This is a genomic window from Pseudoalteromonas sp. RWi3, assembly GCF_054960735.1.
In genome coordinates, this window is record NZ_JBHNYL010000001.1 from 697061 (window position 1) to 720922 (window position 23862).

Sequence of the window (23862 nt, forward strand, 5' to 3'; positions counted from 1 at the left end):
ATCCAATTAATTTAAATTCAACTTAACGCCAGACAACTGTACTACAGTTTGTAACCTGTCGCTACTATATATACTTCGCGAGATCGAGCACGTGAGGCGTCGGGTTTGCGTATCTTCACTGTTTTAAAACTATTACGTACATCTTGCAAATATTGATCAAACCCTTCACCTTGGAAAACTTTAACAATAAACGCACCGTTTTTCTTAAGTACTTGATGACACATATCCAGTGCAAGTTCGACTAGGTACATGCTTCCGGCCTGGTCAACTGAACTATTACCGCTCATGTTCGGTGCCATATCTGAAAGTACTACATCTACATTTTTGCCACCGATACGGTTTAATAACGCATCAAGGACTGCTTCCTCTCGAAAATCTCCTTGTAAAAAATCGACGCCAGCAAGAGAATCCATAGGTAATATATCACAAGCAACGACTTGGCCTTTGGCACCAACTTTTTCTGCTAGATATTGTGACCAACTACCTGGTGCGGCACCTAAATCGACTACGGTCATTGCTGGGCGTAGTAATTTATCTTTATTTTGAATTTCATCAAGTTTGAAAATCGCACGAGAGCGCCAACCTTTCTTTTGGGCTTCGTGAACGTAAGGATCATCAAAATGTTCCTTCAACCATCGCTGTGAACTGGCTGAATGTTTTTTATTTGTCATAAATTAACACGCAACTAATTAGTAATATTCTCTAGATGGCGTTAGAATACCCTTAATTCAAGCCATATTCAGCAAAATTTGTAATAACATGAAATTATCGAACAAACAAAAGCAGTTTTTAAAAGGTCAAGCACATTCCCTTAAGCCCGTTGTACTTCTTGGTTCAAACGGTTTAACTGAAGGTGTTGTCGTTGAAATTCAAAGCGCTTTAGAAATCCACGAGCTAATCAAAGTTAAAGTACCAACTGATGATCGTGAAACTAAAGCACTGATTTTTGAAGCAATTGTACGTGAAACCGGTGCAGAGAAACTGCAAACTATCGGCCATACTATTGTGTTATACCGTCAAAGCGAAGAGAAGAAAATTCAATTACCACGTAATTAATTTTTCCTTTTTGAAAAAAAACCAGCTTGTGCTGGTTTTTTTATGCTTATAATTTATTCAAAATAAAATTTGTAAATGAATGTGCATTCATTACTCAAAATTCATTTTTAAATCACTTAAATAAAAATTTTGTCCCGTTCGCTGCAGTAAAAAATAACGGGAAAACTCAGATTCATTCATTTTATCGACTGTTAATTCAGAAAATAACGCTGCTAATTCCACACTTGTATTACTGTGGCCAACAATGATGATTGTTCCATTCATCGTTAATACTTGCTCACTAAATTGTGCTAAATCACGGGGACTATATAACTTTACCTTAACCTGTAAATCTTTAGCTAATGCGTTGGCCGTTTCAATTGTGCGTTTATAATTGGTACTAAACAAAGTGACTGGCTTTTTATTTTCAATAAGGCTAGATAGTTGATCAGCTCTGTGTTTACCAGCCTCTGTTAAATGAGGGTTGTTTCCTTTTTCTTTTTCGCTGTGGCGAAATAAATAAATACTATCAGGGGCTGCATAAGCAAAGCCCATGAAAAATAACATTAAAAAGCCAACTAAGTATCTCATCCTTGCTCCACCTGTTGCATGTTTTGTCTTTTATATTCCAACACCCGGTTGATAAACTCAGTTGTTAACTCATTAATAAGCCCTGTCTCTGCGTTTAATACTAGGCTAAACCCTACGTTAAGATGCGGCATTACCACAAGATCGCTGCGATACCCTTGTACCCAGCCACTATGATAATAAAGTGTTTCATTATCATAATTATAAACACGCCAGCCGAGACCATAATAAGCAGCTTTTAGATGCTTTCTCCACACCCTGCGTCGTAATTCTTTTTTTGTTTGTGTATAAGGTCTTGCCTGACTAGCCAATACTTCAGAAGAAAGAATAGTCGGATAAACACCAAGTTGCGCTTTTAACCAGATAGCCATATCGCTAGCACTGGCATTAACACCTGCAGCGGGAAGCACTTTATAGTAATTTTTTTTCAGCCTTGCAGTATGCCAACGTTTACGTCCTCTTACATGGGGATGAGCATAATTACCATCAATCACCATATTGTCATACCCTAGACTAGCATTATTCATTTGCAGTGGCGCAAATATAAACTCATTCAACCAATGAGAATAATCCATCTTAGTACTGGATTTAATCACTTCATCAACCAAACTAAACATCACATTTTGATAGCCATAACATTGACCTGGCTGACATATAGGCTTAACACTTAATAGTTTTTCAACAATATCAGGATAACGCATTCTTGACTCAATTAAATTATCATACGCATTTGGCACTAGGCCGCCAGAGTGACTCAGTAAGTGGTACACTTTTAAGTTGTTTTTATAGCTTGTATTACTTAGTTCTGGAATATATTTACTGACGGGATCTTCTAGTGAAAAGCGCTTCTCATGAGCAAGCTTTGCAGTTAAAGACCCTGCAAATGTTTTAGAGACAGATGCTAAGCGAAAACGTGTATTTGTATCAACTCGCTGGCCCTTATGTAGTTTGGTAACGCCGTAACCTTTCACGAACTCACTGTCTTGACCATATACAATAGATAATGCAGCACCTGGTATGCCTTTGCTTTTTAACTTGATTGATAAGAGTGTGTTGTAATCATCAATCAACTTATCCCATTGAGCATCCTGACTTGAACAAGTGTATGAAATAAGTAATAAAAAAAAACAAAATAATAATAGTGTTGAAGACTTCATTTTTATTATTTTAACTATATTAAGAAATTTCTTAGCACATAATAACATGAACTTTTACCAAGACTAACGTACAATATTCGCATTAATATGTTCTTAAGGGTTTATTGTGCTTATTCGTTTTATTTTTATCGCTTGCTTATTACTGACAACGACTGCATGTACTACAGCACCGCCGCCTGTTGCGGACTCTTTGCAAATGCCACAAAAACCTTTGTTGAAAACCCAGCATCATCAAGTAAGTTATTCAACTGTTCATAACTCACCGAAAGTAAAATCAGTTCAGTTACCTGCACACAAAGTAAAACGCAATCAAACAGTTAAGATTGTCGCAGATAAAACGAGTGTTACAGATACCTTGTTCTCACAAATTGCTGATGCGCTCAAGGAAATAAATCTCAATGTTGTTACACATGGCGAAAGCGATTATACCCTGTCAGTGCATCAACTTGAGCTAAACTTTGTTGAAGATACTACATATCAGATAGATACGCCTAAAACACCGCTTTCAACCTTTGAAAAAATTTCACTACTTTACCCAACACAACAATGTGCAACTATAAATGCAGATGTAAGCATGCGTCTCACACACAGGTCATCAGGCGATGTAGTCTGGTTTGGTAAATCAGCGATCGACAGTGCAAGTTTTCATCGTGAAGCTCTTCTGTATTCTTACCAACAAGAACAAATCATTAGTAACGAGCTTGAAATCGCATCGTTTATTCATCAACAAAATACCGAACAAGCTCGCCGTGCGCGTGCAACTCAAGAGGTGAGTATCCCACCTTACAAAGTAATGAGCAAAATGAGTAGCTTGACTAAATTGCAAGGCCCATGTAACCGCACAGAGATAAGCGCGCTAACCCCAATGATGCAATTTTATTTGAGTAGTATTTTAATCGACAAAATTAAAGTTCAGTAGGTAAAATTTTTTGCTACATTTTTTTACAGAAAAAAGGCATCCTTTGACAATATAATACACTTACTTACTCAACCTTAGTTCCAGGGAAAGCAATGCTGCAAATTTTAAATAAAACACAAACTTTAATTTGCATATTATTAGTGATGTGTTTTTGGAGTAATGCAAGCATTGCAAGTAATCGATATTACGCCGATAACACCTTAAAACCCACGAACGGGTTTGCTTGGGACTGGAGTGCTGGAGCCGGTTATTATATTGAAGATTCATACCTTGTTGGAATGGACTCTTATAATGATGGGTTAGAGCTCGATCTTAACTTAGCCATATCTTACGATCGCTTCTATCTCGATATTGACCACAGCCAACTCAGTGGCGGCGTCATCATTGGTTATAGTTTAATTGAACGATATGACTGGGAACTGGATATTCTTGGTACAAATGTTCAAGCTGGATTTGATGAGACAGGTTTAGACTTTTACAATACAGGTACAATTGACGAGTTGGAAGGAATTCTAAGCCGCAGATATGACTTTAATACCGGATTGCGTTTAACACGACGTTTTCAAAACTCTCAAATCTCTGTTGAGTATCTTCATGATATTTCCGGTTCACATAATAGCTGGGTTATTAACACCTTTTTTAGCCATATACTTCCATGGAAAAATTGGGAGTTGCGTTCTGGTGTTGGTTTTAGTGCGTATTCTGATGATTTTACAAACTATTATTTTGGTATTTCGCCAGAAGAATCAAAACCAACAAGACCTATTTATGAAGCTGGCGCTTCCGGCAGCGTAATTTTTGAATTTCACGCAGAGTACCCCTTAAATAGACACTGGGTGTTTTTAACAGGCGTATTGTCAACTTGGTTCACAAATGAAATATCTGATAGTCCTATCGTTTCACAAGGCTATCAACACAAAGCCATGGTAGGCGTGCGATATGTATTCTAAAACATTAACTCTTGCCTTATGTTTACTAAGCACCAAACCTTTAACGGTAAGTGCTGAACAAATCGATCAGAGTGATTTTGTTGCAATACCTGACACCTGTGTAGCATTGCGTGAAGGGCGAAATTGCTATGCTGATATCAAGATCAATTGGCAACGCCCTGAGATTGGTAATTATTGCCTTAGGGACGCTACTTCAAAGCACATTATGCAATGCTGGCTCAGACAAAAATCAGGGCAATTTAATTATGCTTTTGATTCAGTTGAAACAATTGCATTTGAGCTAATCAACAGTGATAGCGGAAAAATCATTGCTAAAACACACGTTCAATTACAATGGGTTTATCAAAACCGCCAGAAGAAACGTCGCTGGCGATTGTTTTAAAAAGAGAAGACTATGGATAATTACGGCACAATTTTACTGGTTGAAGATGACACCTCACTTGCTCAATGGGTCGCAGAGTATTTAATTGAACAAGGTTACACGACGCAAATTTGCCCCCGAGGCAATCTTGTTGTCGAACAAGTTAAACAATTCTCACCTGATTTAATTCTGCTTGATATTATGCTGCCAGGACAAGACGGCATTAGCGTGTGTCGTGAACTCAGGCAGTTTTATAACAAGCCAATTATTATGCTTACTGCTCGTGATGAGGAAATGGATGAAGTGATTGGACTTGAAGTCGGTGCCAGTGATTACATAACAAAACCCGTGAGGCCCAGAGCACTATTAGCACGAATTAAAGCTGCTTTGCGCATGAATCATGACAGTATAGAACAAAAAAATGATTCAACCCTTATCGAAGTTGGCGCATTAAAAATTGACACTCAATCTCGCAATGTATTTATTAATGGTGAAGAGCAATCAATTTCCAGTGCTGAATATCTTCTACTGAGCTATTTAGCATCAAACGCGGGACAAGTCGTGTCGCGCGACGCCGTATTTAAAGCCACTAAAGGGCGAGAATATGATGGCCTTGATCGAAGCGTAGATGTACTTATATCAGCATTACGTAAAAAGTTTAATGATGACCCGCAACACCCTGAAAAAATTAAAACGATTTGGGGTAAAGGTTATTTACTCGTTGCAAGCGCATGGTAGTCAAGTCATACCTTCATAGTAGTAGATACCAATGAAGAAATTTTATATTTCACTGCTAGGTAGTGCTCTTTTATCAATCGTTGTGCTTGGTTGGTTAATAGATGCTTTTAGTCAACAAACCCACTCTCCACAAGATGAATTTTCTCTGCAAAGCAAACTCTTAATGGGTTTCAGTCAACAACTATTGCAGATCCCCCCAGTTAAACGCAGTCAATATACGCAGCAACTAGCTGTGCAATTCGAATTACCCCTTACTTATCGAGCAACAGAGACATTAGCATTACCGAATTCATTACTTCAGCAGATGAATAAAACAGGTGGATTAATACTCGAAGATCAACAAGGGTTTTACTTGTTGTATAGCAACAATCAGTTAGCACCGTTTCATTTAAAACTCCGGTTAGAAAAAACAATCGAGCAAATACAGCAAAATGATATGTTACTTACCTTATTATTTTATGCGGGCTTATGTGTGTTTATGGGCTTTATTATTGCCCCACTTGCCAAACGTTTAGGAGTTGTAAATGAGGCTGCAAAACAGTTTGCAAGTGGCAATTTACAAGCACGTATCAAGGTTTCATATTTTACTTATATTAAAGATGTTGAGCTCACTTTTAACAGAATGGCCAGTCAAATAGAAAAGTTACTCGATGAGAATAAATTAATGGCATCAAGTTTATCTCATGACATTCGCACACCGATTGCCTGTTTACGATTTGGCTTAGATGCTACGTTAGACTGTGATGACGAACAAAAAAGGCTGCACTATCTAACACGAATGGAATCTGATTTAGACCAGATGGAATCTATGCTTAAAAGCTACTTGGCATTTGCGACATTAGAACAAAAAGCCACGCAACTTAATTACGCTCATACAGAGTTAAACGATTACTTAAAAACAGTTATTGCTCAGCTAGAGCCTAAAATAGCCAAACATAACATTGATGTTGAATTAAATTGTGATGATATTAGCGTTTATGCAGATCTACATTGGCTCGCCCGTGCAATTTCTAACTTATTGAGTAACGCATGTGATTTTGCAACAGACCATATAATCATTAGCGCTCAAAAACAGACGCACGCAGTGGTTATTACTGTTGAAGATGACGGTCCAGGAATAGAAGAGCATAACTGGCACAAAGTGTTCACTCCTTTTTTTCAGGAACAAAATCACCGAAATAGAGAAGCGCAAAGTTATGGCTTAGGCTTAGCGATTGTTGCAAAAGTAGCTGATTGGCACCACGGTTCTGTTACGGTGAGTCGCAGTAAACTGCTAAAAGGGGCTTGTTTTACATTGAAAATCCATAACACAAATAAAATGTAACTATTTTGTTACGATTCACATGTACTTGCGAGCTAGTTTTATACTAGTATTCAATGGGTTAAAAACATAAAACGCCACTTTATTAGTATTAAAAACAGGCAATCAACATCCCACTATATTGATATAGAACAATAAGTGCTTTTTATTTATATGCATATAAAGTAGATTGTCATCGCCGTTAAAAAATAGAGAAGTAATAATAATTATGAGCGCAGTTAGAGGGGAGTTCAGCTCCCGTTTTGGATTCATTATGGCCGCCGCAGGCTCAGCGGTCGGATTAGGTAATATTTGGGGCTTTCCCACTCAAACAGCCAGCAATGGCGGCGCAGCATTTTTAGTTGCCTACTTGATTCTTGCTTTTTGCCTAGCCTATCCAGCTTTAATGGCTGAATTGACAATTGGCCGTCATGGTCAAGCAAATGCGGTAACATCACTACGCAAAATATCTAATACAAAATCACAAAATCGATTTGCGTTTATAGTGGGCTTTGGTGGCATTATTTGTGCCGGTTTAATTTTAAGCTTCTACGCAATAGTTGCAGGTTGGATGATAAGCGCGACCTTAGAACCGATTGCCACATTAACCGGGAATCAACCTATTACTAATTGGCTAAGTGAACAATCTTTATCAAGAAACTTATTATTTACAGCAGGATTTATTATTTTAACTGTGGCGATTATCAGCCGAGGTGTGGAAAACGGTATTGAGAAATGGTCAAAACGTTTAATGCCAGCTCTTCTGTCAATTCTATTTGCCCTCATCATTTACGTAATGATGCAAGAAGGCGCAATGACAGGCCTTAAAGCATATTTAGTGCCTGACTTTAGTTCAATTTTAAACCCCGAATTACTTGTAAACGCACTTGGCCAAGCTTTTTTCTCCTTGTCGCTGGGCACCAGTGTCATGATTATTTATGGCTCTTACATTAGCAAAAAAGAAAACCTTGTTTCACTCGGTGCTTATGTCACTTTAATTGATGTATTTATTGCCTTTGTAGCGGGCCTTTTAATCATACCTGCTATGTATGTAGCGCAAGCCCAAGGTGTTGAAATTTTTAGTGCACAAGGCGAGCTGCTCTCCGAAGACACTTTAGTTTTTCAAGTTCTTCCAGCCCTCTTTGATGGTATGGGTACTATCGGTTTATTTGTTGGCTTTGCATTCTTTGCTCTAATGAGTATCGCTGCATTAACATCGTCAATTTCTATGTTAGAAGCCCCTGTTTCATATGCAGTAGAGCGGTTCTCACTCGACAGAATCAAGGCAACTTGGTTGATTGGCGCTATCATAACTTTGGTGAGCTCCACTATCGTCATTTACTTTGATACGTTATTTGGCTTCGTCATCACCATCACCACTAAGTTTGGGCAGCCTTTGTTAGGACTTATGTGTTGCTTATTTGTCGGCTGGATTTGGTATAGAAACTCATTACTTGAGGAGATAAAGCAAGGGTGTCCCGATGTGGCTAACAGTGTATTTTGGAAGATATGGCCTTGGTACATTAAGTTCATTTGCCCACTTGCTATTTCATTAGTGTTCATCAATTCAATTTTTGGTTAATTTACACCTATTAATAAGCGCCCATTAACTTACTGGGCGCTTTAAAATCATATCTTGATGCTCTATACCATCTTCTAAGTACGGCTGTTTTATTGCTGTAAAGCCAAGGGCTTGATAAAAATCTAACAAGTAGGTTTGGGCACCAATATATATCTCTCTGCTGGGCCATAATTTAAAGCACCTTTCGATTGCTTGTGTTACCAACTCTTGTGCAAATCCGTTGCCACGATGCTCTTTACTAATCAGCACGCGCCCTATTGCACTGTACTTATCATCTTTTAAGTAACATCGAGCATATGCGCCAAGGTGTTCGTCAGTAAGCCAATAAAGATGCTCTGTGGTGTTATTGGAATCTACGTTATCTAGCTCTGGATATGCACAAGCTTGTTCTACAACAAAAACATCGACACGCCCCTTTGCAATCAGAAATAATTCTTTTGTTGTCAATTCTGAAAATGACTTGGTTATTAAATTCATAAAAATCCTAATAAAAAAGCCCAGACAATGCTGGGCTATTAAACGAGATAAATGTAAGTCTATGCAAATAATCGTTCAAGCTGATCACACAACTGGGATAAATTAACATGGTCATGTTCAATGGTTAAATCTACGTAACCATCACCACGAAACGCTCTATCAAGTTCAATCAATACATGAGTTTTATGCGCTTCTGGCACAAATGATAACTCAATTTCTTGCAAACCAAATAAACTGCGGCTATTTGGTTTATATTCAAGCTCTTGATAACACCCAGATACTGAGCTAAATGTTGTAGCACGCAAGTAGCCTTTTTCTACATCAGCTTTAACTAAGCTAAAACCGAGTTTATCCATTGCCTGCATAAAAGTATTAACAGCATCATTAGGGTAAATATGCAGGTGATCTTTATCACTTGGATCCAGTGCCAAATCAATGTCTAACCCTGTTTCGAGCCAAACGTGTGATTGGTTATACCCAGCATTAATCTCAGTTATTGGCGTTTCTGAATGTAGGCGAGCTTCAAAAGGAATATGTTTTTCTTGGCCTGGCTCTATTGTACCAATTTCAGTAATTCGCCATTTATCTATTACATGATTTGTGAAATAACTGCCCTCTTCGCCTTCTACTTTTACCCGCGTCATTAAAGCTAAATCGAGCCCAGATATTTCTTGGCTTACGTCACCCGCTGTGATCACAATTTGAGCATTAAACTTTTGCCCTGGCTGAAGGTGTTCGGTTTCTAAAATAGTATCAACTTTTGCTGCACCAATACCGACTGATGCAAGAATTTTTTTAAACATCTGTTTCTCCTTAAGCATAGCCGCCTTAATACAACCACACCTAAAATCCTTTGTTACTGCATCTTAACCATATTTAAAAGCTGATGTCAGCGAAAAAATAGCTATTTAATCAGTTTTTACATTAAACAATTCACTATTGCATGTTTTTCAAACGATTTTTGGATAATTCAAGTGTATCTTCATCAGTCATACTATTTATTTCAAAAACCCTGAGATTTCGCTACACTGTAGAAACAAATGAGGTCATATTAAGTATTATGGAACTAATTTATTTTGCAGCAGCGTTTGTCTGCGGTTTTGTTGTTTACCAACTTAAACTTCCGCCATTGATCGGCTTTCTAATTGCAGGTTTTGCCCTTAATCTTTCAGGGTTTAAAACCACCGAACTTCTCAATTCAATCGCAAACTTAGGTGTAACTCTACTGCTATTCAGTATTGGATTAAAGTTACGTGTCGCTAACTTAATTAAACCCCAAGTTTGGGCACCCGCTTCTATACACATTATTTTAAGTAGCTTACTCTTTGCAGGCTTTATGCTGCTTTTAGGTTATCTAGCGCTGCCTTTATTTAAAGAACTTAGTTGGCAAAGTGCTTTATTAGTTGGTTTTGCTTTTAGTTTTTCAAGTACTGTTTTTGCTGTAAAGGTGCTTGAGGAGCGAGGCGAAATGTCCAGTCTCCATGGTAAGATTGCGATAGGCATACTTGTTATGCAGGATATATTTGCCGTAATATTTCTAGCAATTAGCACCGGTAAATCGCCCAATGCGTGGGCTATCGCATTATTTGCGTTATTACCTTTAATGCGCCCTGTGATGTTTTGGATATTAAACCGCTCAAAACATGGCGAGCTTTTACCTTTGTTTGGCTTTTTCTTTGCCCTTGTTGTTGGCTATCACGCGTTTGAATTTGCGGGATTAAAAGGAGATTTAGGTGCGCTAATCATTGGTATGATATTCGCGCCACATAAAAAAGCAGGCGAGCTTGCAAAATCTTTACTTAATTTAAAAGAAATCTTACTCGTTGGCTTCTTTTTAACAATAGGCTTGGGTGCAGAATTAACAATAAACTCCCTCTTTATAGCCCTATTAATTATTTTAGTGTTGCCAATAAAAGTTTCTTTGTACTATGTTCTTACCAATGTATTTAAGCTTCGTGCTCGCACCTCACTGCTCAGTGCTTTTACCCTTTCAAATTATAGCGAATTTGGTTTAATCGTATGTATGGTGGCAGCTACAAGCGGCTTGATCACCGCTGAATGGTTAGCTGTTATGGCAATCGCGGTTTCAATTACCTTTATTATTGCATCACCACTAAATAAGCGTTCTAACGAAATCTACGTTAAAATTGAGGCTTGGTTGTTAAAGTTCGAAAGCCAAACACGCTTAGCGGAAGAACTGCCCGTAAACCTTAATGATACTAAAATCGTTATTTTTGGTATGGGCCGTATCGGAACAGGTGCATACGAAACCATCAATATGACGCACCCAGGCGTTGTTGCTGGTGTTGACATAAAGCCGGAGGTTGTTGACAAGCATATAAAAAGAGGCCGAAAAGCATTGCTAGCTGATGCAACTGATCCTGACTTTTGGCAAAGAGTAAATCATTCAAGTGTTGAGATGATCATGCTAGCAATGCCCAAACATATGCAAAATATTTTTGCATTGGAGCAATTAAAAGCATCTGGTTATCAAGGGCAAGTAACAGCGATTGCTAACTATCCTGATCAGCAGAAAGAATTAGAAGATATGGGCGTTGACTCTACTTATAACTTCTATCTAGAAGCAGGTAGTGGTTTTGCTGAGCATGTAAAACAAAAATTATTTTCTTAATGTAAAATATTTTATCTTATTAGATTATCAGTGCCATAAAAGGTACTGATAATCATTTTCATCATTAATTCATAAACTTATAAATAAACACCTATTTATTAAATTTCCTCTAACTCAAACACCGTCAACGACATTTACAAAGCTTTACATCGAAATTGGCATTTGCCAACTAAAACAGAGTAAACTGCATTCGTTGAATATTTGTAAGTATCTATTTTTAACACACAATTTTCGCCCGTACGTGTTTTGGCACAAGCTGGAAGGCTTCTATTTATTTGTGATTATAAAAGGTTTTAGATGAAAGATAAGTTTACTATACAGCATCAAGCTGTGGCTGATGATTTACAAAGCCCAAAACTAGTTGAGCTTCAAAATCGTCTAGACGAAATTTTAAATCAAGGAATGACAGCGATGACAATGCGCGATGTGTTATTCCATAAGATGCTTGATGTGTACCAAGTTCCTAGCGATCATTTTTTGCGCGAAAGTGAAACTCCAATGCGAATCGACGACCCTGCAATCATTATTCAACTAAAACAGCTTGGTTTTACAAAGAAATCATCGTACCAGATTCATTAAGTAAACTACGAGGCCTACTCCCTCGTGCCTTATAGGCTGTTTCTTGCCCGTCACAGCCTATTCTTTCCTCTCTTCTTGTGTTTGTAGTAAACTAAAGCACATACCTGTTTACATCCTACGGCCTCCCTAAATGGACTCTAAAATACTTAAGACCGCCATCAATACAACAATGCCTTTTGGGAAATACGCTGGCCGCCCCTTGCTATTACTACCCGAACCCTATCTTGTTTGGTTCAAACAAAAAGGCTTTCCCCAAGGTCAGTTGGGTGCTCAACTTGCTATGATTTATGAAGTGAAACTCAATGGGCTAGAAGAAATGCTAATGCCACTTTTAAATAGCAAAAAATAACACTCAACATTGTGAACTTATTTATTTAAAGACGGTCTATTAAATTGCTACTTGTTGATTTTGGTTTAAACCGTAAAAAGCGCCATAAGGCGCTTTTTTTATTTATCTCATTTTAAAGTCTAGATAACCTGAACTCTGGAGACTAATAAATATATTTGTGATTTAATATCAATACATTAGTACATCTCTTAACCAGAGTTCAGATTAGGTAAATAAATTGTCACCCTCGCACCACCTATAGTGGAGTCAGACACCAAATAATCTCCTTGGTGCCAAGAGATTATTTTTGCAACTATAGCCAGACCTAAGCCAAAGCCCCCTGTTTTTTTATCCCGACTCTTATCCAGTCGGGTAAACGGTTTAAACACTGCTTCTCTTTGAGCAAACTCAATACCTATTCCATCATCTTCAACATGAATTGATATTGTATCTGGCTCTTCTACGAGGCTCACATGCACATGATTTTTTGCATGTTTTAGCGCATTACCTATTAAGTTTTGCATACTACGTGCAATAAGGTGAGCATCGCATGTGTAGGTATAATATGCAGGTAAGGACGTTGTAAGCGTTATATCAGTCGCATAATCAAGCTTTTTAATCACGTTGTTTATCAACTCGACTAAATCACATTGCTCAACTTTTATATTCGGCCTTTGGCTATCAAGACGAGCGTAATCGAGCATCTCTTTCACAAGTGATTCCAGCTCAGAAATATCTGCTTGCATTGTATCAATGTAATTAAATGCTTTTTCGTCAGTAACTTTATCTTCCAGCATAACTAACGCAAACTTTAAACGTGCTAGCGGTGTTCTGAATTCATGAGATACAGATGATGTTAGTTCTTGCTGAGCAGTTAATAAATGCTGAATTCGAAGCTGCATCGCACTTAAAGTGTCAGTAATAGGTAAAAAGAAAGACTTCGACGACTCTGTTAATTGGAAATCTTGAGAGCCATCAACGGCCTCACAAGCCTGTCTCAATTTTGAAAAATCTCGCCACAACAAAAAGCTCCATAATCCAACAGGAACACCTACCACACTCAATAATAAGAAGTATGGCCAAACAGAGGGAAATATGGGCTCTGATACATCAATAGGGCCAATCTGAAGTAGGCGCTCACTATCAATTGTGACATACCAGACTAATCGTTGCTGTTGATCAAAAAGATAAATAAAGTGTTTTTCCGACAATTCATTTTGATACGTAATAGGTAATGCCACATCTTTGGATAGCACCACAGACGCCCCAAAATGATGTGATACCTGTTCAATACCTTTTGGTGTTTGTGCTAACAACCAAAGAGAACGCCCAAACTCATCATCAAGAGAAAGGTGTTGCTGACTCTCTTCGTAAGGCCAAAGTTGTTCTATTACGCCACTAACCAAAAAAAGGGAAACTATTATGTACAAATATAAACTTGCAAACAGCTTCCCCATTATCGATTACATTCCCCATGCATCAGAAACAAATAAGTAACCTTGACCCCAAACCGTTTTTATACGATATGGTTTATCACTACTGTCACCTAATTTTTTACGAATGCGTGATACACGAACATCAACTGTTCGGTCTAGACCATCGTACTGGCGGCCTATCATATGTTGATGTACATGTTCTCGACTCAAAACCTCACCTGCATTTGAGGCCAGTAACCACAGTAATTCAAACTCATGTGACGTGAGGGTTATTTCGCTATTATTTAATCGCACAATACGGCTTGTTTTATCAATACTTAAATCACCAAACTGAAGTTCTTCCAAAGGCTTGGTGGTGGCTTGTCCGCGTCTTAACAAAGCATTGATTCTTGCTAAAAGTACTCTTGGCTCAGCGGGTTTAATGACATAATCATCGGCACCTAACTCTAACCCGATAACTTGATCAAAGTCTTCACCTTTGGCGGTTAGCATTAAAATGGGTAAACTGAATTTATCTCTAACTTGACGGCAAACACTAAAACCATCTTTACCTGGTAGCATTACATCTAATATCATTAAGTCGACTTGGTTTGCCTCAAGATATTCAAACACTTCATCGCCGCGCTCAAGTACCGCAACTTCAAGGCCATTACTTTCTAAGTAATCTCTTGTTAATTGCTGTAGTCCTAAATCATCTTCAACAAGTAATATTTTTGCCATTGGCAGCTCCAGAATTAAAAAAAGCTCCACGGAGAACGAAGCCTACGTCGTGTTGTTTTGCCGCGCGTACTTTGTACGTCAATACTTGCCGTTGCTATCTGTTCATCCGTATGAGGGTCGTGCAGGGAGTATAGGGTCTTAATATGAACATGCGCTTTATAATTAAAACTTGCAACTTTAACTTGCTGCCAACATTGCAACTGCTGATTTTGTTCATATAAACAAACATCCATTTTTTTTGGCAACGACAATGTAAACTTTAAATTAAGATCACAGATATCTTGTTGTTCGGAAACCACACAGACTTTTGGTGATACATTGAGCATATCTTTTGTAACCTTAGCCTGTAACGGCCAAACGACAAAAGCAAAGACGCAAAGAGTACATTGTAGATACTTCATATTAAAAAATATGATTAAATCCTAAAAAAGCAGTCATAGAATACGATTTTTCGAACAACGGGCTGTCAGCTGAGACAGAATAATCATAGTAAGCCAGATGAAAACGCACAGAATTCACCTCACTCAGAGGCCAACGGGCATCTATTTTAGCATAAGGCTGCAAGCTACTACCAACTGCAATTGCTTCAATTGGGTTTTCTTTTTTACTCACCCCATAGAAATAATCATTTAATTGTGATGACTTGTACCAAATGCCAAGGCTTGGTTTGATATATACCTCACCAATTCTATTAGACATTTGCCACTGTAGTGCACTTCGCCATCCCTTATGAACACCAGATACATCAGACAGAGCTTGAGCAGAGAAGACATGTTTTTCATAAATGTAATGGTAACTTAGACCTGCATCAAGTGCCCATTTACGCTTATCCAGATCATTAACCTCTAGTTTTGGCTGTTGCTCTTTGAATTCAACGGATGAGGAGGCAATAAATGAGTTAGATGAGGATAAAGCAAATATATTAGCTGGATGCCAATCGACAAAAAAACGAGTTTCAGGATTAAGCTCAGATACAAAATTAATGACGTGGGAAGAGTCAGGGTTTAGGGTGTAACCTAGTCGACCATTATCAAAAAAAAGATGTTCAGCGTAATAAGCAATCTCAGGTATTACCACTAAAGGTAAATTTGATCCTCCTTTTAAAGGATTTGTCATAACACCAAATCCAGTATTCAAGCTTACATGCCATTGTTCAATGGCGATTTCCTGATTTGATTCACCTTCTGACGGTTGAGCAAATGAGATATTCACAGAGCCAAGCACTGTGCCTACCAAAATCAAGATTTTCGCTATCAACTTCATCGTTATTTTTATACGTTTTTATGCTGTTTGTGCGAGTATAATAGCAAGCTATTAAAAACTTATCCCCAGTTGATTACAATCATTCACACTTTTGATACATTCACCTCTAACATTTTACTAATTAGCCAGGCTATTAATTTCTTTTAAAGATTGCGCAATTTTCCAAAGCGCATTCAAAGCAGGATCGCAAAGGTTTTTCTTGAGCACAGCTAACCCTATTTCAAAACCGGCGGGAGCATCGTGTTGGTCACTTATGATATGAACGCGATCTTTAAGAGGACTATTATCCAGCACGATTTTAGGCACCATTGCAATACCTAACCCTAAGCTAACCATTGATACCATAGCTTCATGACCAGCAACCTGCGCATATATTTTTGCGTTAATATTATGCTTACGCCACCACTGTTCAAGCCTTTGCCGAGTTAACCCTTGTTCAGGTACGATAAACTCTAATTCAGACCAATCGATGGATTCTGCTTTAGTTGCTAGCTTTTCTCTAATTAACGTAGGATTTCGAGGTGCAATGAACACCAAAGATGAATACCCAATACTTGCAAATGCAATCTGATTCGGTAGTTTGTCAGGCTTAGCGGCTATTGCCATATCTTCATGAGAGTCAAGCACCCTATTGATCGCCAGCGCAGGGTCACCAGTATTTAACTTTAACTCAATATATTGATGCTCTAATCTTAATTGTTCCAACATTTGATGTAAAAAACTGTATGAAGCGGTGACTGAGCAATATATCCCGACCTTCCCGTATATCGTCTGCTCAGGGTCTTGAACATTTGCACGAAAACGATGCCAATTAGTAAGCGTAGCATTTGCATAATCAATAAACGACTCACCTTCACGTGTTAATTTTACACTTCGGTTATCTCGGCTAAATAATGCAACGCCAACTTCATCTTCCAATTGCATTATATTTCGGCTCAAAGTTGGTGCACTTATGTGACACAGCTCGCTCGCACGGGCAAAATGCAACGTTTTTGCTAACACCAAAAAGTAACTTAATCGCTTATGATCCACGCCCACTCCTACATTTCATTTTATGAAACACTTTAATTCAAATATATCATTTTACGCAAGTACATTATTCGCATAGGGTAACACTAAGCAAGTAAGTAACTTGCATCTAACAGCATTTATATGAATAGGATACTAACAATGGCGAATTATTTTAATACACTTCCTTTACGTGAGCAGTTAGCTCAATTAGCACAATGCGAATTTATGGACCCAGCTGAATTTGCTGATGGAGTCGAAGCGCTAAAAGGTAAAAAGCTCGTTATTGTTGGTTGTGGCGCACAAGGCTTGAATCAAGGTCTTAATCTACGTGACTCAGGGCTGGATGTTTCTTATACATTACGAGACTCAGCAATCAGTGAGCGCCGCCAGTCATTTTTAAACGCATCTGAAAATGGCTTTACAGTAGGTACTTATGAGGAATTAATTCCTAGCGCTGATGTAGTACTTAATTTAACACCAGATAAGCAGCACACGGCAGTTGTCAGTACAATTATGCCAATGATGAAACAAGGCTCTACGCTTGCATACTCGCATGGTTTCAACATTGTTGAAGAAGGTATGCAAGTGCGTGACGACATCACCGTCATCATGGTTGCCCCGAAGTGCCCTGGCTCTGAAGTTCGTGAAGAGTACAAACGTGGATTTGGTGTTCCGACACTTATCGCCGTTCACCCAGAAAACGACCCTCAAGGCAAGGGTTTAGCACAAGCAAAAGCCTATGCAGCAGGTACCGGTGGTCACAGAGCTGGTGTGCTGAAGTCATCATTCATTGCTGAAGTAAAATCTGACCTGATGGGCGAGCAAACTATCCTTTGCGGTATGTTACAAACAGGTTCAATTTTATGTTTCGACAAAATGGTCGAAAACGATATTGAACCAGGCTACGCCTCTAAGTTAATTCAATACGGTTGGGAAGTAATCACTGAAGCACTTAAGTACGGTGGTGTTACTAATATGCTGGACCGCTTATCAAACCCAGCAAAAGTAAAAGCGTTTGAATTAAGCGAGCAACTTAAAGTGATTATGCGCCCGCTTTATAATAAGCACCAAGATGACATCATCGATGGTACGTTCTCTCGCGTTATGATGGAAGATTGGGCAAATGATGATGCTAACCTATTAAAGTGGCGTGCAGAAACAGCTGAGACTAACTTTGAAAAAACACCTGCGAGTGATGTCGAAATTTCAGAGCAAGCGTTTTTTGATAATGGCATTTTAATGGTTGCTATGGTTAAAGCAGGCGTAGAGCTTGCTTTTGAAACGATGACAGCTGCAGGTATCATTGAAGAGTCGGCGTATTATGAGTCACTACATGAAACACCACTTATTGCTAATACGATTGCTCGTAAAAAACTTTATGAAATGAATAGAACAATCTCTGACACTGCAGAATACGGGTGTTATTTATATAATCACGCTTGTTTACCACTATTAAAAGACTTTATGAAAGACATCTCAACAGATGTAATAGGTAAAGGTTTAGCTGAACAAAATAACTACGTTGATAACAAAACATTAATCGAAATAAATAAAACACTACGTGAGCACCCTGTTGAAATTGTAGGCGCCAAATTGCGTGGCTATATGTCAGCAATGAAAAAAATTGTTTAACCCTGGACAATAAAAGAAGTTTCGCTTGTTAGAAACCAAGCCCACTAGCATTCGCTGTGGGCTTTTTCATAACTAAAACCGCAAATAGCATCCTCTAAAAGCAACGATGTAACTTCCCCAATTTCTACACATGTCATATCGCAGTGGCTTATTATTGTGCTAAACTGAACGTCAACGCAGTAAATTAACAAACAAATTATGTTCCTACAACGCACTCCAATCACGCAAAAAATAACACTGTTAGGTATCTGTATCGCATTAATGGTATCTGCATTAATAGGCATCACATCTTTATTCAGTGCAAAAAAGATTATAGAACAGCGTATGATTGAGTCTGAGCTACCCAGTAAAATCCAAGCTATAAATAACTACATTAGTTTAGAGATAAACCAACTCAAAAGTGCTGCACAACAATTATCTAGTAATGCGTTTATTTTAGATTGGGCAGCTAAAAACAATAAAAATGACACGATTTTAATCAACGAGTTAAACCGCGTTAAACGCCAATATAATCTTGCTACGGCATCTTGGGCTAACAGAGAAAGTGCTCAATACTGGAATCAAGATGGTTTTTTAAGAGTGTTAAATACTCAGCAAGATGCTTGGTTTTTCGGTTTCAAACAAAGTGAGCAGCCTTTTTCAATTAGCATTTTTCAAGAAAGTGACAACGACGTAAAAATGTTTGTAAACCACCAGCAAACTAATGGTGTAGGCCTTGCTGGCCTTGCAAAAAGCATTTCTGCAATGCAGGCTTTATTAAACAGGTTTAAAATCGAGCAGTCTGGTTTTGTATTTATCGCCGACGATACTGGTTTAGTTAAACTCCATAGAGACGCGAATAAAGTTGCAAAAACACAGCTAGACTCACTGTATGGACGGGGTATCGCAAGCCAGTTATTACAAGCAAATGATTTTAATTTATTAGAAACCACCATTGACGATAAAGCGTATTTCCTTGCCGCAAGCCCGATTAAAGGCACACATTTATATGTTGTTGCGCAAGTTGCTAAGGATGAGGTCTTTTCAGGAATAAGTGATTTACAGTGGCAGATAATCAGCTTTGCTGTTTTAATTGGATTGATTGCATCCGCAGTAAGTTTTCTACTTGCACGCTCATTGTCATCTCCCTTATCAAAAATGGCTGAATTATTCACTCGTTTAGGTTCTGGCGATGCTAATTTAGCCTACCGCTTACCTGAGTCTGCTCAACCTGAACTGGCTAAATTAAGCAACGGCTTTAACTTATTCCTGACAAAAATTGAAACAGCAATTGCAAAAGTTGCCAGTGAAAGCCACGAAATACGCCAAAGCTCTCAGCATGTATTTGATCAAGCACAGCGTAACTCACAAGCTATTGATAGTCAGAAAGAACAGACTATTACTGTCGCTGCGGCTATTAATCAAATGGGCGCTACAGTTCAAGAAATCGCAAGCAGCGCAGCAACGGCTGCAAAGCTAACACATGATAGCAAGGCAAATACCGACAAGAGCCATCAACAAGTGAGTCTGAGTCAAGAAACGATCTCGGCCTTAGCTGGAGATATTGATCATATAACCACCCAAGTTGAGCAGCTTTCACAAAAGACAGCGGCTATTGCGACTATTGTTGATTCTATTCGAGGAATTTCGGAGCAAACGAACTTACTTGCTTTAAATGCTGCAATTGAGTCTGCTCGTGCAGGCGAGCATGGTCGAGGATTCGCTGTCGTTGCGGATGAAGTAAGAGCGCTAGCAAGCCGCACATCACAATCAACCACTGAAATTCAAACGATGATTGAAGAGTTAACGGGTACCTCATCCTTAGTTGTTACTAATATTACACAATCAAAAAATAAGGCTCAAGAGAGTGTATTAGCCATGCAAAACTCTGTTCAATTATTAAGTGCAATTACCAATACGGCAAACGAAATAAATGATATGGCAACGCTTATTGCAACAGCAACTGAAGAACAAAGTACAGTTGTTACAGACGTTGGACGTACAATTGAATCAATTAGCGAGATAAGCGATAAAGCAATGCAAGAGCAAATGAGCACTGAGCAAGCAATTAGTGATCTTGCCAGCAGTGCTCAAGCTTTGGATAAATTAGTAGCTACCTTCGAAAATCATTAACCCTTATCGCTAAATTATGACTTGTGCGCTTTTAACTCTAATAGACTCAGAATTAACAGCGCTACTTCACTTTCAGCTTTATCAGAGATGCCCTGCTTAAAATATAGGCTATAATTAACGTGTAAATTGATTAGTTGGGGCAGTCAAATGACAACATCAAACGCAAACACATGTTTAGGCATCGTTTTATTTCTAATTTTATTAAGCGGTTGTAACGCCACATCAAATAGTACGCAACTATCTCCTCCGCCAAAATTTGCTTTAATGTATAGTTTTAAAACCTTACCCGTCGAGACCCCCTCTGAAATATTTGTATTAAGTGAAGATATAAAGCAGCAGTTAGACAGTGCATTTCCACCCACAAAACGAAACTTGCAGTCTACCCGAAAGCTACTTAGGTTTTTACTTGAAAATGGGGATGCATCATTATCTTATCAATCAGGCGCTACACTGGTTGCTAGCCAAGCCTATCGAGATCTAAATGCCAACTGCCTTTCATTATCTATATTGGCATACAGCATGGCTGAGCATTTAGGAATGGACACTCAATTTCAACAAGTACATATTCCCGAATACTGGGCACTAAATAAAGGGTATAACCTTTTAACAAGCCACATAAACTTACGTATATCTCAACCTTTAAATAAAGGCAGTAATATTAAGCATGTTTACAATAGCTTAGACTCTGTAGTTATAGATTTTGACCCCAACTCTCGAGGCGAAAAGTTTCAAACAAGTAATATTTCAAAAGCCCGTATTACCGCCATGTTTTATAACAATAAAGGTGTAATTGCGATGCTAAATAAGCAATACGATCTTGCTTACAGTTATTTTGGTGCAGCAACTAAAACTGATAACCACTATTCTAGTGCTTGGGGTAATTTAGCTGTGCTATTTAGAATAACTGATCAATTTAAAGACGCAGAGCTTGCCTATAATTATGCCTTAGAGGCCGACAAAGATAACCATACAGCACTTGGAAACTTGGCTTTGCTTTATCAGCTAACAGGTCGTAATGAACAAGCGAGTGCAATATTGGTCTCACTGGATAAAAAGCGCCAAAGTAACCCTTACTATCATGTTTCTCTAGGTAACACGGCCTACAAAAATAAAGCTTATCGCGATGCAATAAAACATTATCATAAAGCTAAAAAGCTCGATAAAAAACTCCATGATAGCTATTTTGGCTTAGCGAAAACTTACTATCAATTAGGTGATTTTAAGCATGCTTATAAGCAGCTTCGCTTAGCAAGTAAGCATGCTGATTTTAAACACGATAAACAACGATATCAGTCCAAGTTAGCTGTATTGAGAAATATGACGGCCAAAATTAATGATTAAAAAAGCATTACTGTTACTCTATACGGTATGCTATTGCACACCAGCATATACACAAATAACACAGCAACAGTTGTTTGATGATTTATTGCACCTAAGCTCTGATGCCTTTAATGGAAGAAAAACAAATTCCCAAGGCGCGTTTAATACAGCACAATATATAAATAAACGTTTTCAATCCTTTGGCTATAAGAGCCAGTTACAACCCTTTGAGTACCGTAGTGGTTTTTTCTCAAGATCCATGGGCAATAATGTTATTGCCAAATTGACGACATCTAATGCGCTCGCACCGCAACTGATCGTAACCGCACATTACGATCATCTCGGAAGCAAAGGTGGAAAGTATTTCCCCGGTGCAAACGATAATGCAACGGGTGTCAGTGCACTACTTTATCTTGCACAGCAACTAAAAGTCCGTCCGCCTAACTTTAATGTTGTTTTTGTCGCAGTGGATGCAGAAGAAAATGGCTTACATGGGAGTCAATTTTATGTCTCTACGCTTGACACCTCTTTGCCATTATTAAATATTAACCTTGATATGTTGGGCGTCAAAAAGCGTCAGCCTACTTTATACGCTTTTACTTCCCGTCAGCAAAAGCAAGTAGTAAAAAACCTAACAAGCTTAATAGCTACAAATAGTATCAATATAAAAGTGACAAGCTCCACCTATCATATGAATCGGTTAATAAAAAATAATCGCATTGACTGGCGCAAAGCCAGTGATCATTATTCTTTTGCAAAAGCAGGTATAGGCTATATCTATTTCGGGATGGGTGATGACAGACACCACCATAAATTGTCTGATGACTTTGCAAGTATTGACCAAACACTGTACCTAGAAACGGTTCTCTATATTGAAAAGTTTATTCGCAAGTTAGACTCTGCTAACTTTTAAAGGCAGCTCCTGCGTTTTTATAAACTCTCGCTTTTGGGGTTTTGTTAATTGCTTTACTTTGTACTCAAGCTTTGTTGCTTCACTTCTATTACCAACAGCAACCTGAAAAACAAGCGTTAAAGGCCCTTTCCCCTTCAAGTTTTTAGCCCCTCTACCAGCCTGATGCGTAGCAAAACGTTTAGCGACATCAGTTGAAATTCCTGTATACCAGTGTCCAAGCCTGGTTTGAACTATATACAAAGACCAAATTGCTTCTGGCTCTTTGGATGTATTTTTATCTGAGGCTAAACTTTTATCGCTCTTTATGGTCAAATCATCACTCCAAACATCGATAGTGTAAATTAAGTGCCAAACAATTGTGCAAAAAGGTTTTACCTTAAGTGACTAATCGGTATCATGCAGTTTATAAAAAATAAGGATCCAAACAAACAATGCAGTCGTTAAAAACTTTTTCTCTTTGGTTTATAGTTGCAGTTACGCTTACTAGTATTGCTGGATGTTCTAGCTGGGTTTACCGTATAAATATTCCACAAGGTAACTTTTTAGAACAATCAGATGTTGATAAATTACGTATTAATATGACACGAGAGCAGGTTCTTTATGTTTTGGGTAAACCCGTCGCAGAAGATGCATTCGATAAAAATACGTGGCACTACGTATATTCTTTTAACTTAGGTCGTAAAAACGAGCAACGTAAATCGCTTACTATTAACTTTGAGAATGAAAAATTGGTTTCATTAACTGGTGATTACGAGCAGCCGGAAGAATTTAATACGCCACTTGAGCAGTAATCACAATTACAAAAGGTT

At 38.2% G+C, this 23862-nt stretch carries 26 protein-coding genes; 15 read left to right on the forward strand and 11 right to left on the reverse strand.

The genetic code is table 11. The features are described from left to right. Window positions 1-41: 41 nt before the first annotated feature. On the reverse strand, window positions 42-671 hold the full coding sequence (rlmE, locus tag ACFI4Z_RS02940; RefSeq protein WP_087530813.1) for a 23S rRNA (uridine(2552)-2'-O)-methyltransferase RlmE: 630 nt from the start codon (window positions 669-671) through the stop codon (window positions 42-44). Window positions 672-759: 88 nt separating this feature from the next. Here rlmE and yhbY point away from each other — a divergent pair, with 88 nt between their 5' ends. Next, window positions 760-1056 (forward strand): ribosome assembly RNA-binding protein YhbY, encoded by a 297-nt coding sequence (yhbY, locus tag ACFI4Z_RS02945; protein ID WP_058559834.1) that lies wholly within the window; start codon window positions 760-762, stop codon window positions 1054-1056. A 90-nt stretch (window positions 1057-1146) separates the two neighbouring features. On the opposite strand, the gene ACFI4Z_RS02950 is transcribed toward yhbY, so the two are convergent. Then, entirely contained in the window at window positions 1147-1626 is a 480-nt protein-coding gene (locus tag ACFI4Z_RS02950; protein WP_462669248.1) for a histidine phosphatase family protein, read from the reverse strand. Further along, on the reverse strand, window positions 1623-2780 hold the full coding sequence (locus ACFI4Z_RS02955; protein WP_462669249.1) for a serine hydrolase domain-containing protein: 1158 nt from the start codon (window positions 2778-2780) through the stop codon (window positions 1623-1625). The genes ACFI4Z_RS02950 and ACFI4Z_RS02955 overlap by 4 nt, the downstream gene beginning before the upstream one ends. A 112-nt stretch (window positions 2781-2892) precedes the next feature. Between ACFI4Z_RS02955 and ACFI4Z_RS02960 the strand changes: the two genes are divergently transcribed. The 6 genes from ACFI4Z_RS02960 to ACFI4Z_RS02985 all read left to right on the forward strand — a co-directional run bounded on the left by ACFI4Z_RS02960 (window position 2893) and on the right by ACFI4Z_RS02985 (window position 8630). Further along, window positions 2893-3699, forward strand: coding sequence for a hypothetical protein (locus ACFI4Z_RS02960; protein ID WP_462669361.1), 807 nt, complete (start codon window positions 2893-2895; stop codon window positions 3697-3699). A 143-nt stretch (window positions 3700-3842) separates the two neighbouring features. Next, on the forward strand, window positions 3843-4649 hold the full coding sequence (locus ACFI4Z_RS02965) for a MipA/OmpV family protein (protein ID WP_462669362.1): 807 nt from the start codon (window positions 3843-3845) through the stop codon (window positions 4647-4649). Further along, the gene (locus ACFI4Z_RS02970) at window positions 4639-5031 is read left to right on the forward strand and encodes a DUF3019 domain-containing protein (RefSeq protein ID WP_462669250.1); all 393 of its coding nucleotides are present in this window, start codon (window positions 4639-4641) and stop codon (window positions 5029-5031) included. The genes ACFI4Z_RS02965 and ACFI4Z_RS02970 overlap by 11 nt, the downstream gene beginning before the upstream one ends. Before the next feature lie 12 nt (window positions 5032-5043). Next, window positions 5044-5748: a response regulator gene (locus ACFI4Z_RS02975; RefSeq protein WP_462669251.1), complete on the forward strand. Its 705-nt coding sequence runs from the start codon at window positions 5044-5046 to the stop codon at window positions 5746-5748. A 31-nt stretch (window positions 5749-5779) separates the two neighbouring features. After that, the gene (locus ACFI4Z_RS02980; RefSeq protein ID WP_462669252.1) at window positions 5780-7072 is read left to right on the forward strand and encodes a sensor histidine kinase; all 1293 of its coding nucleotides are present in this window, start codon (window positions 5780-5782) and stop codon (window positions 7070-7072) included. 205 nt (window positions 7073-7277) lie between these two features. Next, the gene (locus tag ACFI4Z_RS02985; RefSeq protein ID WP_462669253.1) at window positions 7278-8630 is read left to right on the forward strand and encodes a sodium-dependent transporter; all 1353 of its coding nucleotides are present in this window, start codon (window positions 7278-7280) and stop codon (window positions 8628-8630) included. A gap of 24 nt (window positions 8631-8654) precedes the next feature. On the opposite strand, the gene ACFI4Z_RS02990 is transcribed toward ACFI4Z_RS02985, so the two are convergent. Together ACFI4Z_RS02990 and ACFI4Z_RS02995 are read right to left on the reverse strand one after the other, a co-directional pair. Then, window positions 8655-9107: a GNAT family N-acetyltransferase gene (locus tag ACFI4Z_RS02990; protein WP_462669254.1), complete on the reverse strand. Its 453-nt coding sequence runs from the start codon at window positions 9105-9107 to the stop codon at window positions 8655-8657. A gap of 59 nt (window positions 9108-9166) precedes the next feature. Beyond that, the gene (locus tag ACFI4Z_RS02995; protein WP_462669255.1) at window positions 9167-9910 is read right to left on the reverse strand and encodes a sporulation protein; all 744 of its coding nucleotides are present in this window, start codon (window positions 9908-9910) and stop codon (window positions 9167-9169) included. Window positions 9911-10167: 257 nt separating this feature from the next. On the opposite strand from ACFI4Z_RS02995, the gene ACFI4Z_RS03000 reads away from it, so the two are divergent. From ACFI4Z_RS03000 to ACFI4Z_RS03010, 3 genes are all read left to right on the forward strand, one after another. Then, a complete protein-coding gene (locus ACFI4Z_RS03000; protein WP_462669256.1) occupies window positions 10168-11739 on the forward strand; it encodes a cation:proton antiporter domain-containing protein in 1572 nt (523 codons plus the stop codon). Between the two features lie 297 nt (window positions 11740-12036). Next, window positions 12037-12318 (forward strand): hypothetical protein, encoded by a 282-nt coding sequence (locus tag ACFI4Z_RS03005; RefSeq protein WP_462669257.1) that lies wholly within the window; start codon window positions 12037-12039, stop codon window positions 12316-12318. A 130-nt stretch (window positions 12319-12448) separates the two neighbouring features. Then, window positions 12449-12667: a DUF3820 family protein gene (locus ACFI4Z_RS03010; protein WP_462669258.1), complete on the forward strand. Its 219-nt coding sequence runs from the start codon at window positions 12449-12451 to the stop codon at window positions 12665-12667. A gap of 188 nt (window positions 12668-12855) precedes the next feature. On the opposite strand, the gene ACFI4Z_RS03015 is transcribed toward ACFI4Z_RS03010, so the two are convergent. The 5 genes from ACFI4Z_RS03015 to ilvY all read right to left on the reverse strand — a co-directional run bounded on the left by ACFI4Z_RS03015 (window position 12856) and on the right by ilvY (window position 17097). Continuing rightward, on the reverse strand, window positions 12856-14103 hold the full coding sequence (locus ACFI4Z_RS03015; RefSeq protein WP_462669259.1) for an ATP-binding protein: 1248 nt from the start codon (window positions 14101-14103) through the stop codon (window positions 12856-12858). A 6-nt stretch (window positions 14104-14109) separates the two neighbouring features. Continuing rightward, window positions 14110-14802, reverse strand: coding sequence for a response regulator (locus tag ACFI4Z_RS03020; protein WP_462669260.1), 693 nt, complete (start codon window positions 14800-14802; stop codon window positions 14110-14112). A gap of 14 nt (window positions 14803-14816) precedes the next feature. Continuing rightward, the gene (locus ACFI4Z_RS03025; protein WP_462669261.1) at window positions 14817-15128 is read right to left on the reverse strand and encodes a DUF3019 domain-containing protein; all 312 of its coding nucleotides are present in this window, start codon (window positions 15126-15128) and stop codon (window positions 14817-14819) included. A 76-nt stretch (window positions 15129-15204) separates the two neighbouring features. Beyond that, entirely contained in the window at window positions 15205-16065 is an 861-nt protein-coding gene (locus tag ACFI4Z_RS03030; RefSeq protein WP_462669262.1) for a MipA/OmpV family protein, read from the reverse strand. Window positions 16066-16182: 117 nt separating this feature from the next. Further along, on the reverse strand, window positions 16183-17097 hold the full coding sequence (gene ilvY / locus ACFI4Z_RS03035; protein WP_462669263.1) for an HTH-type transcriptional activator IlvY: 915 nt from the start codon (window positions 17095-17097) through the stop codon (window positions 16183-16185). A gap of 138 nt (window positions 17098-17235) precedes the next feature. Between ilvY and ilvC the strand changes: the two genes are divergently transcribed. The 4 genes from ilvC to ACFI4Z_RS03055 all read left to right on the forward strand — a co-directional run bounded on the left by ilvC (window position 17236) and on the right by ACFI4Z_RS03055 (window position 23053). Then, a complete protein-coding gene (gene ilvC, locus ACFI4Z_RS03040; RefSeq protein WP_462669264.1) occupies window positions 17236-18708 on the forward strand; it encodes a ketol-acid reductoisomerase in 1473 nt (490 codons plus the stop codon). A 198-nt stretch (window positions 18709-18906) separates the two neighbouring features. Continuing rightward, entirely contained in the window at window positions 18907-20820 is a 1914-nt protein-coding gene (locus ACFI4Z_RS03045) for a methyl-accepting chemotaxis protein (RefSeq protein ID WP_462669265.1), read from the forward strand. Between the two features lie 147 nt (window positions 20821-20967). Further along, window positions 20968-22161 (forward strand): tetratricopeptide repeat protein, encoded by a 1194-nt coding sequence (locus tag ACFI4Z_RS03050; protein WP_462669266.1) that lies wholly within the window; start codon window positions 20968-20970, stop codon window positions 22159-22161. Continuing rightward, entirely contained in the window at window positions 22154-23053 is a 900-nt protein-coding gene (locus ACFI4Z_RS03055; protein ID WP_462669267.1) for a M28 family peptidase, read from the forward strand. Before ACFI4Z_RS03050 ends, ACFI4Z_RS03055 begins: the two co-directional genes overlap by 8 nt. Here the strand turns inward: ACFI4Z_RS03055 and ACFI4Z_RS03060 are convergent. Then, a complete protein-coding gene (locus ACFI4Z_RS03060; protein ID WP_462669268.1) occupies window positions 23033-23365 on the reverse strand; it encodes a GIY-YIG nuclease family protein in 333 nt (110 codons plus the stop codon). The genes ACFI4Z_RS03055 and ACFI4Z_RS03060 overlap by 21 nt on opposite strands. Window positions 23366-23484: 119 nt before the next feature. Between ACFI4Z_RS03060 and ACFI4Z_RS03065 the strand changes: the two genes are divergently transcribed. Then, window positions 23485-23844 (forward strand): outer membrane protein assembly factor BamE, encoded by a 360-nt coding sequence (locus ACFI4Z_RS03065; protein WP_462669269.1) that lies wholly within the window; start codon window positions 23485-23487, stop codon window positions 23842-23844. Window positions 23845-23862: the final 18 nt, after the last annotated feature.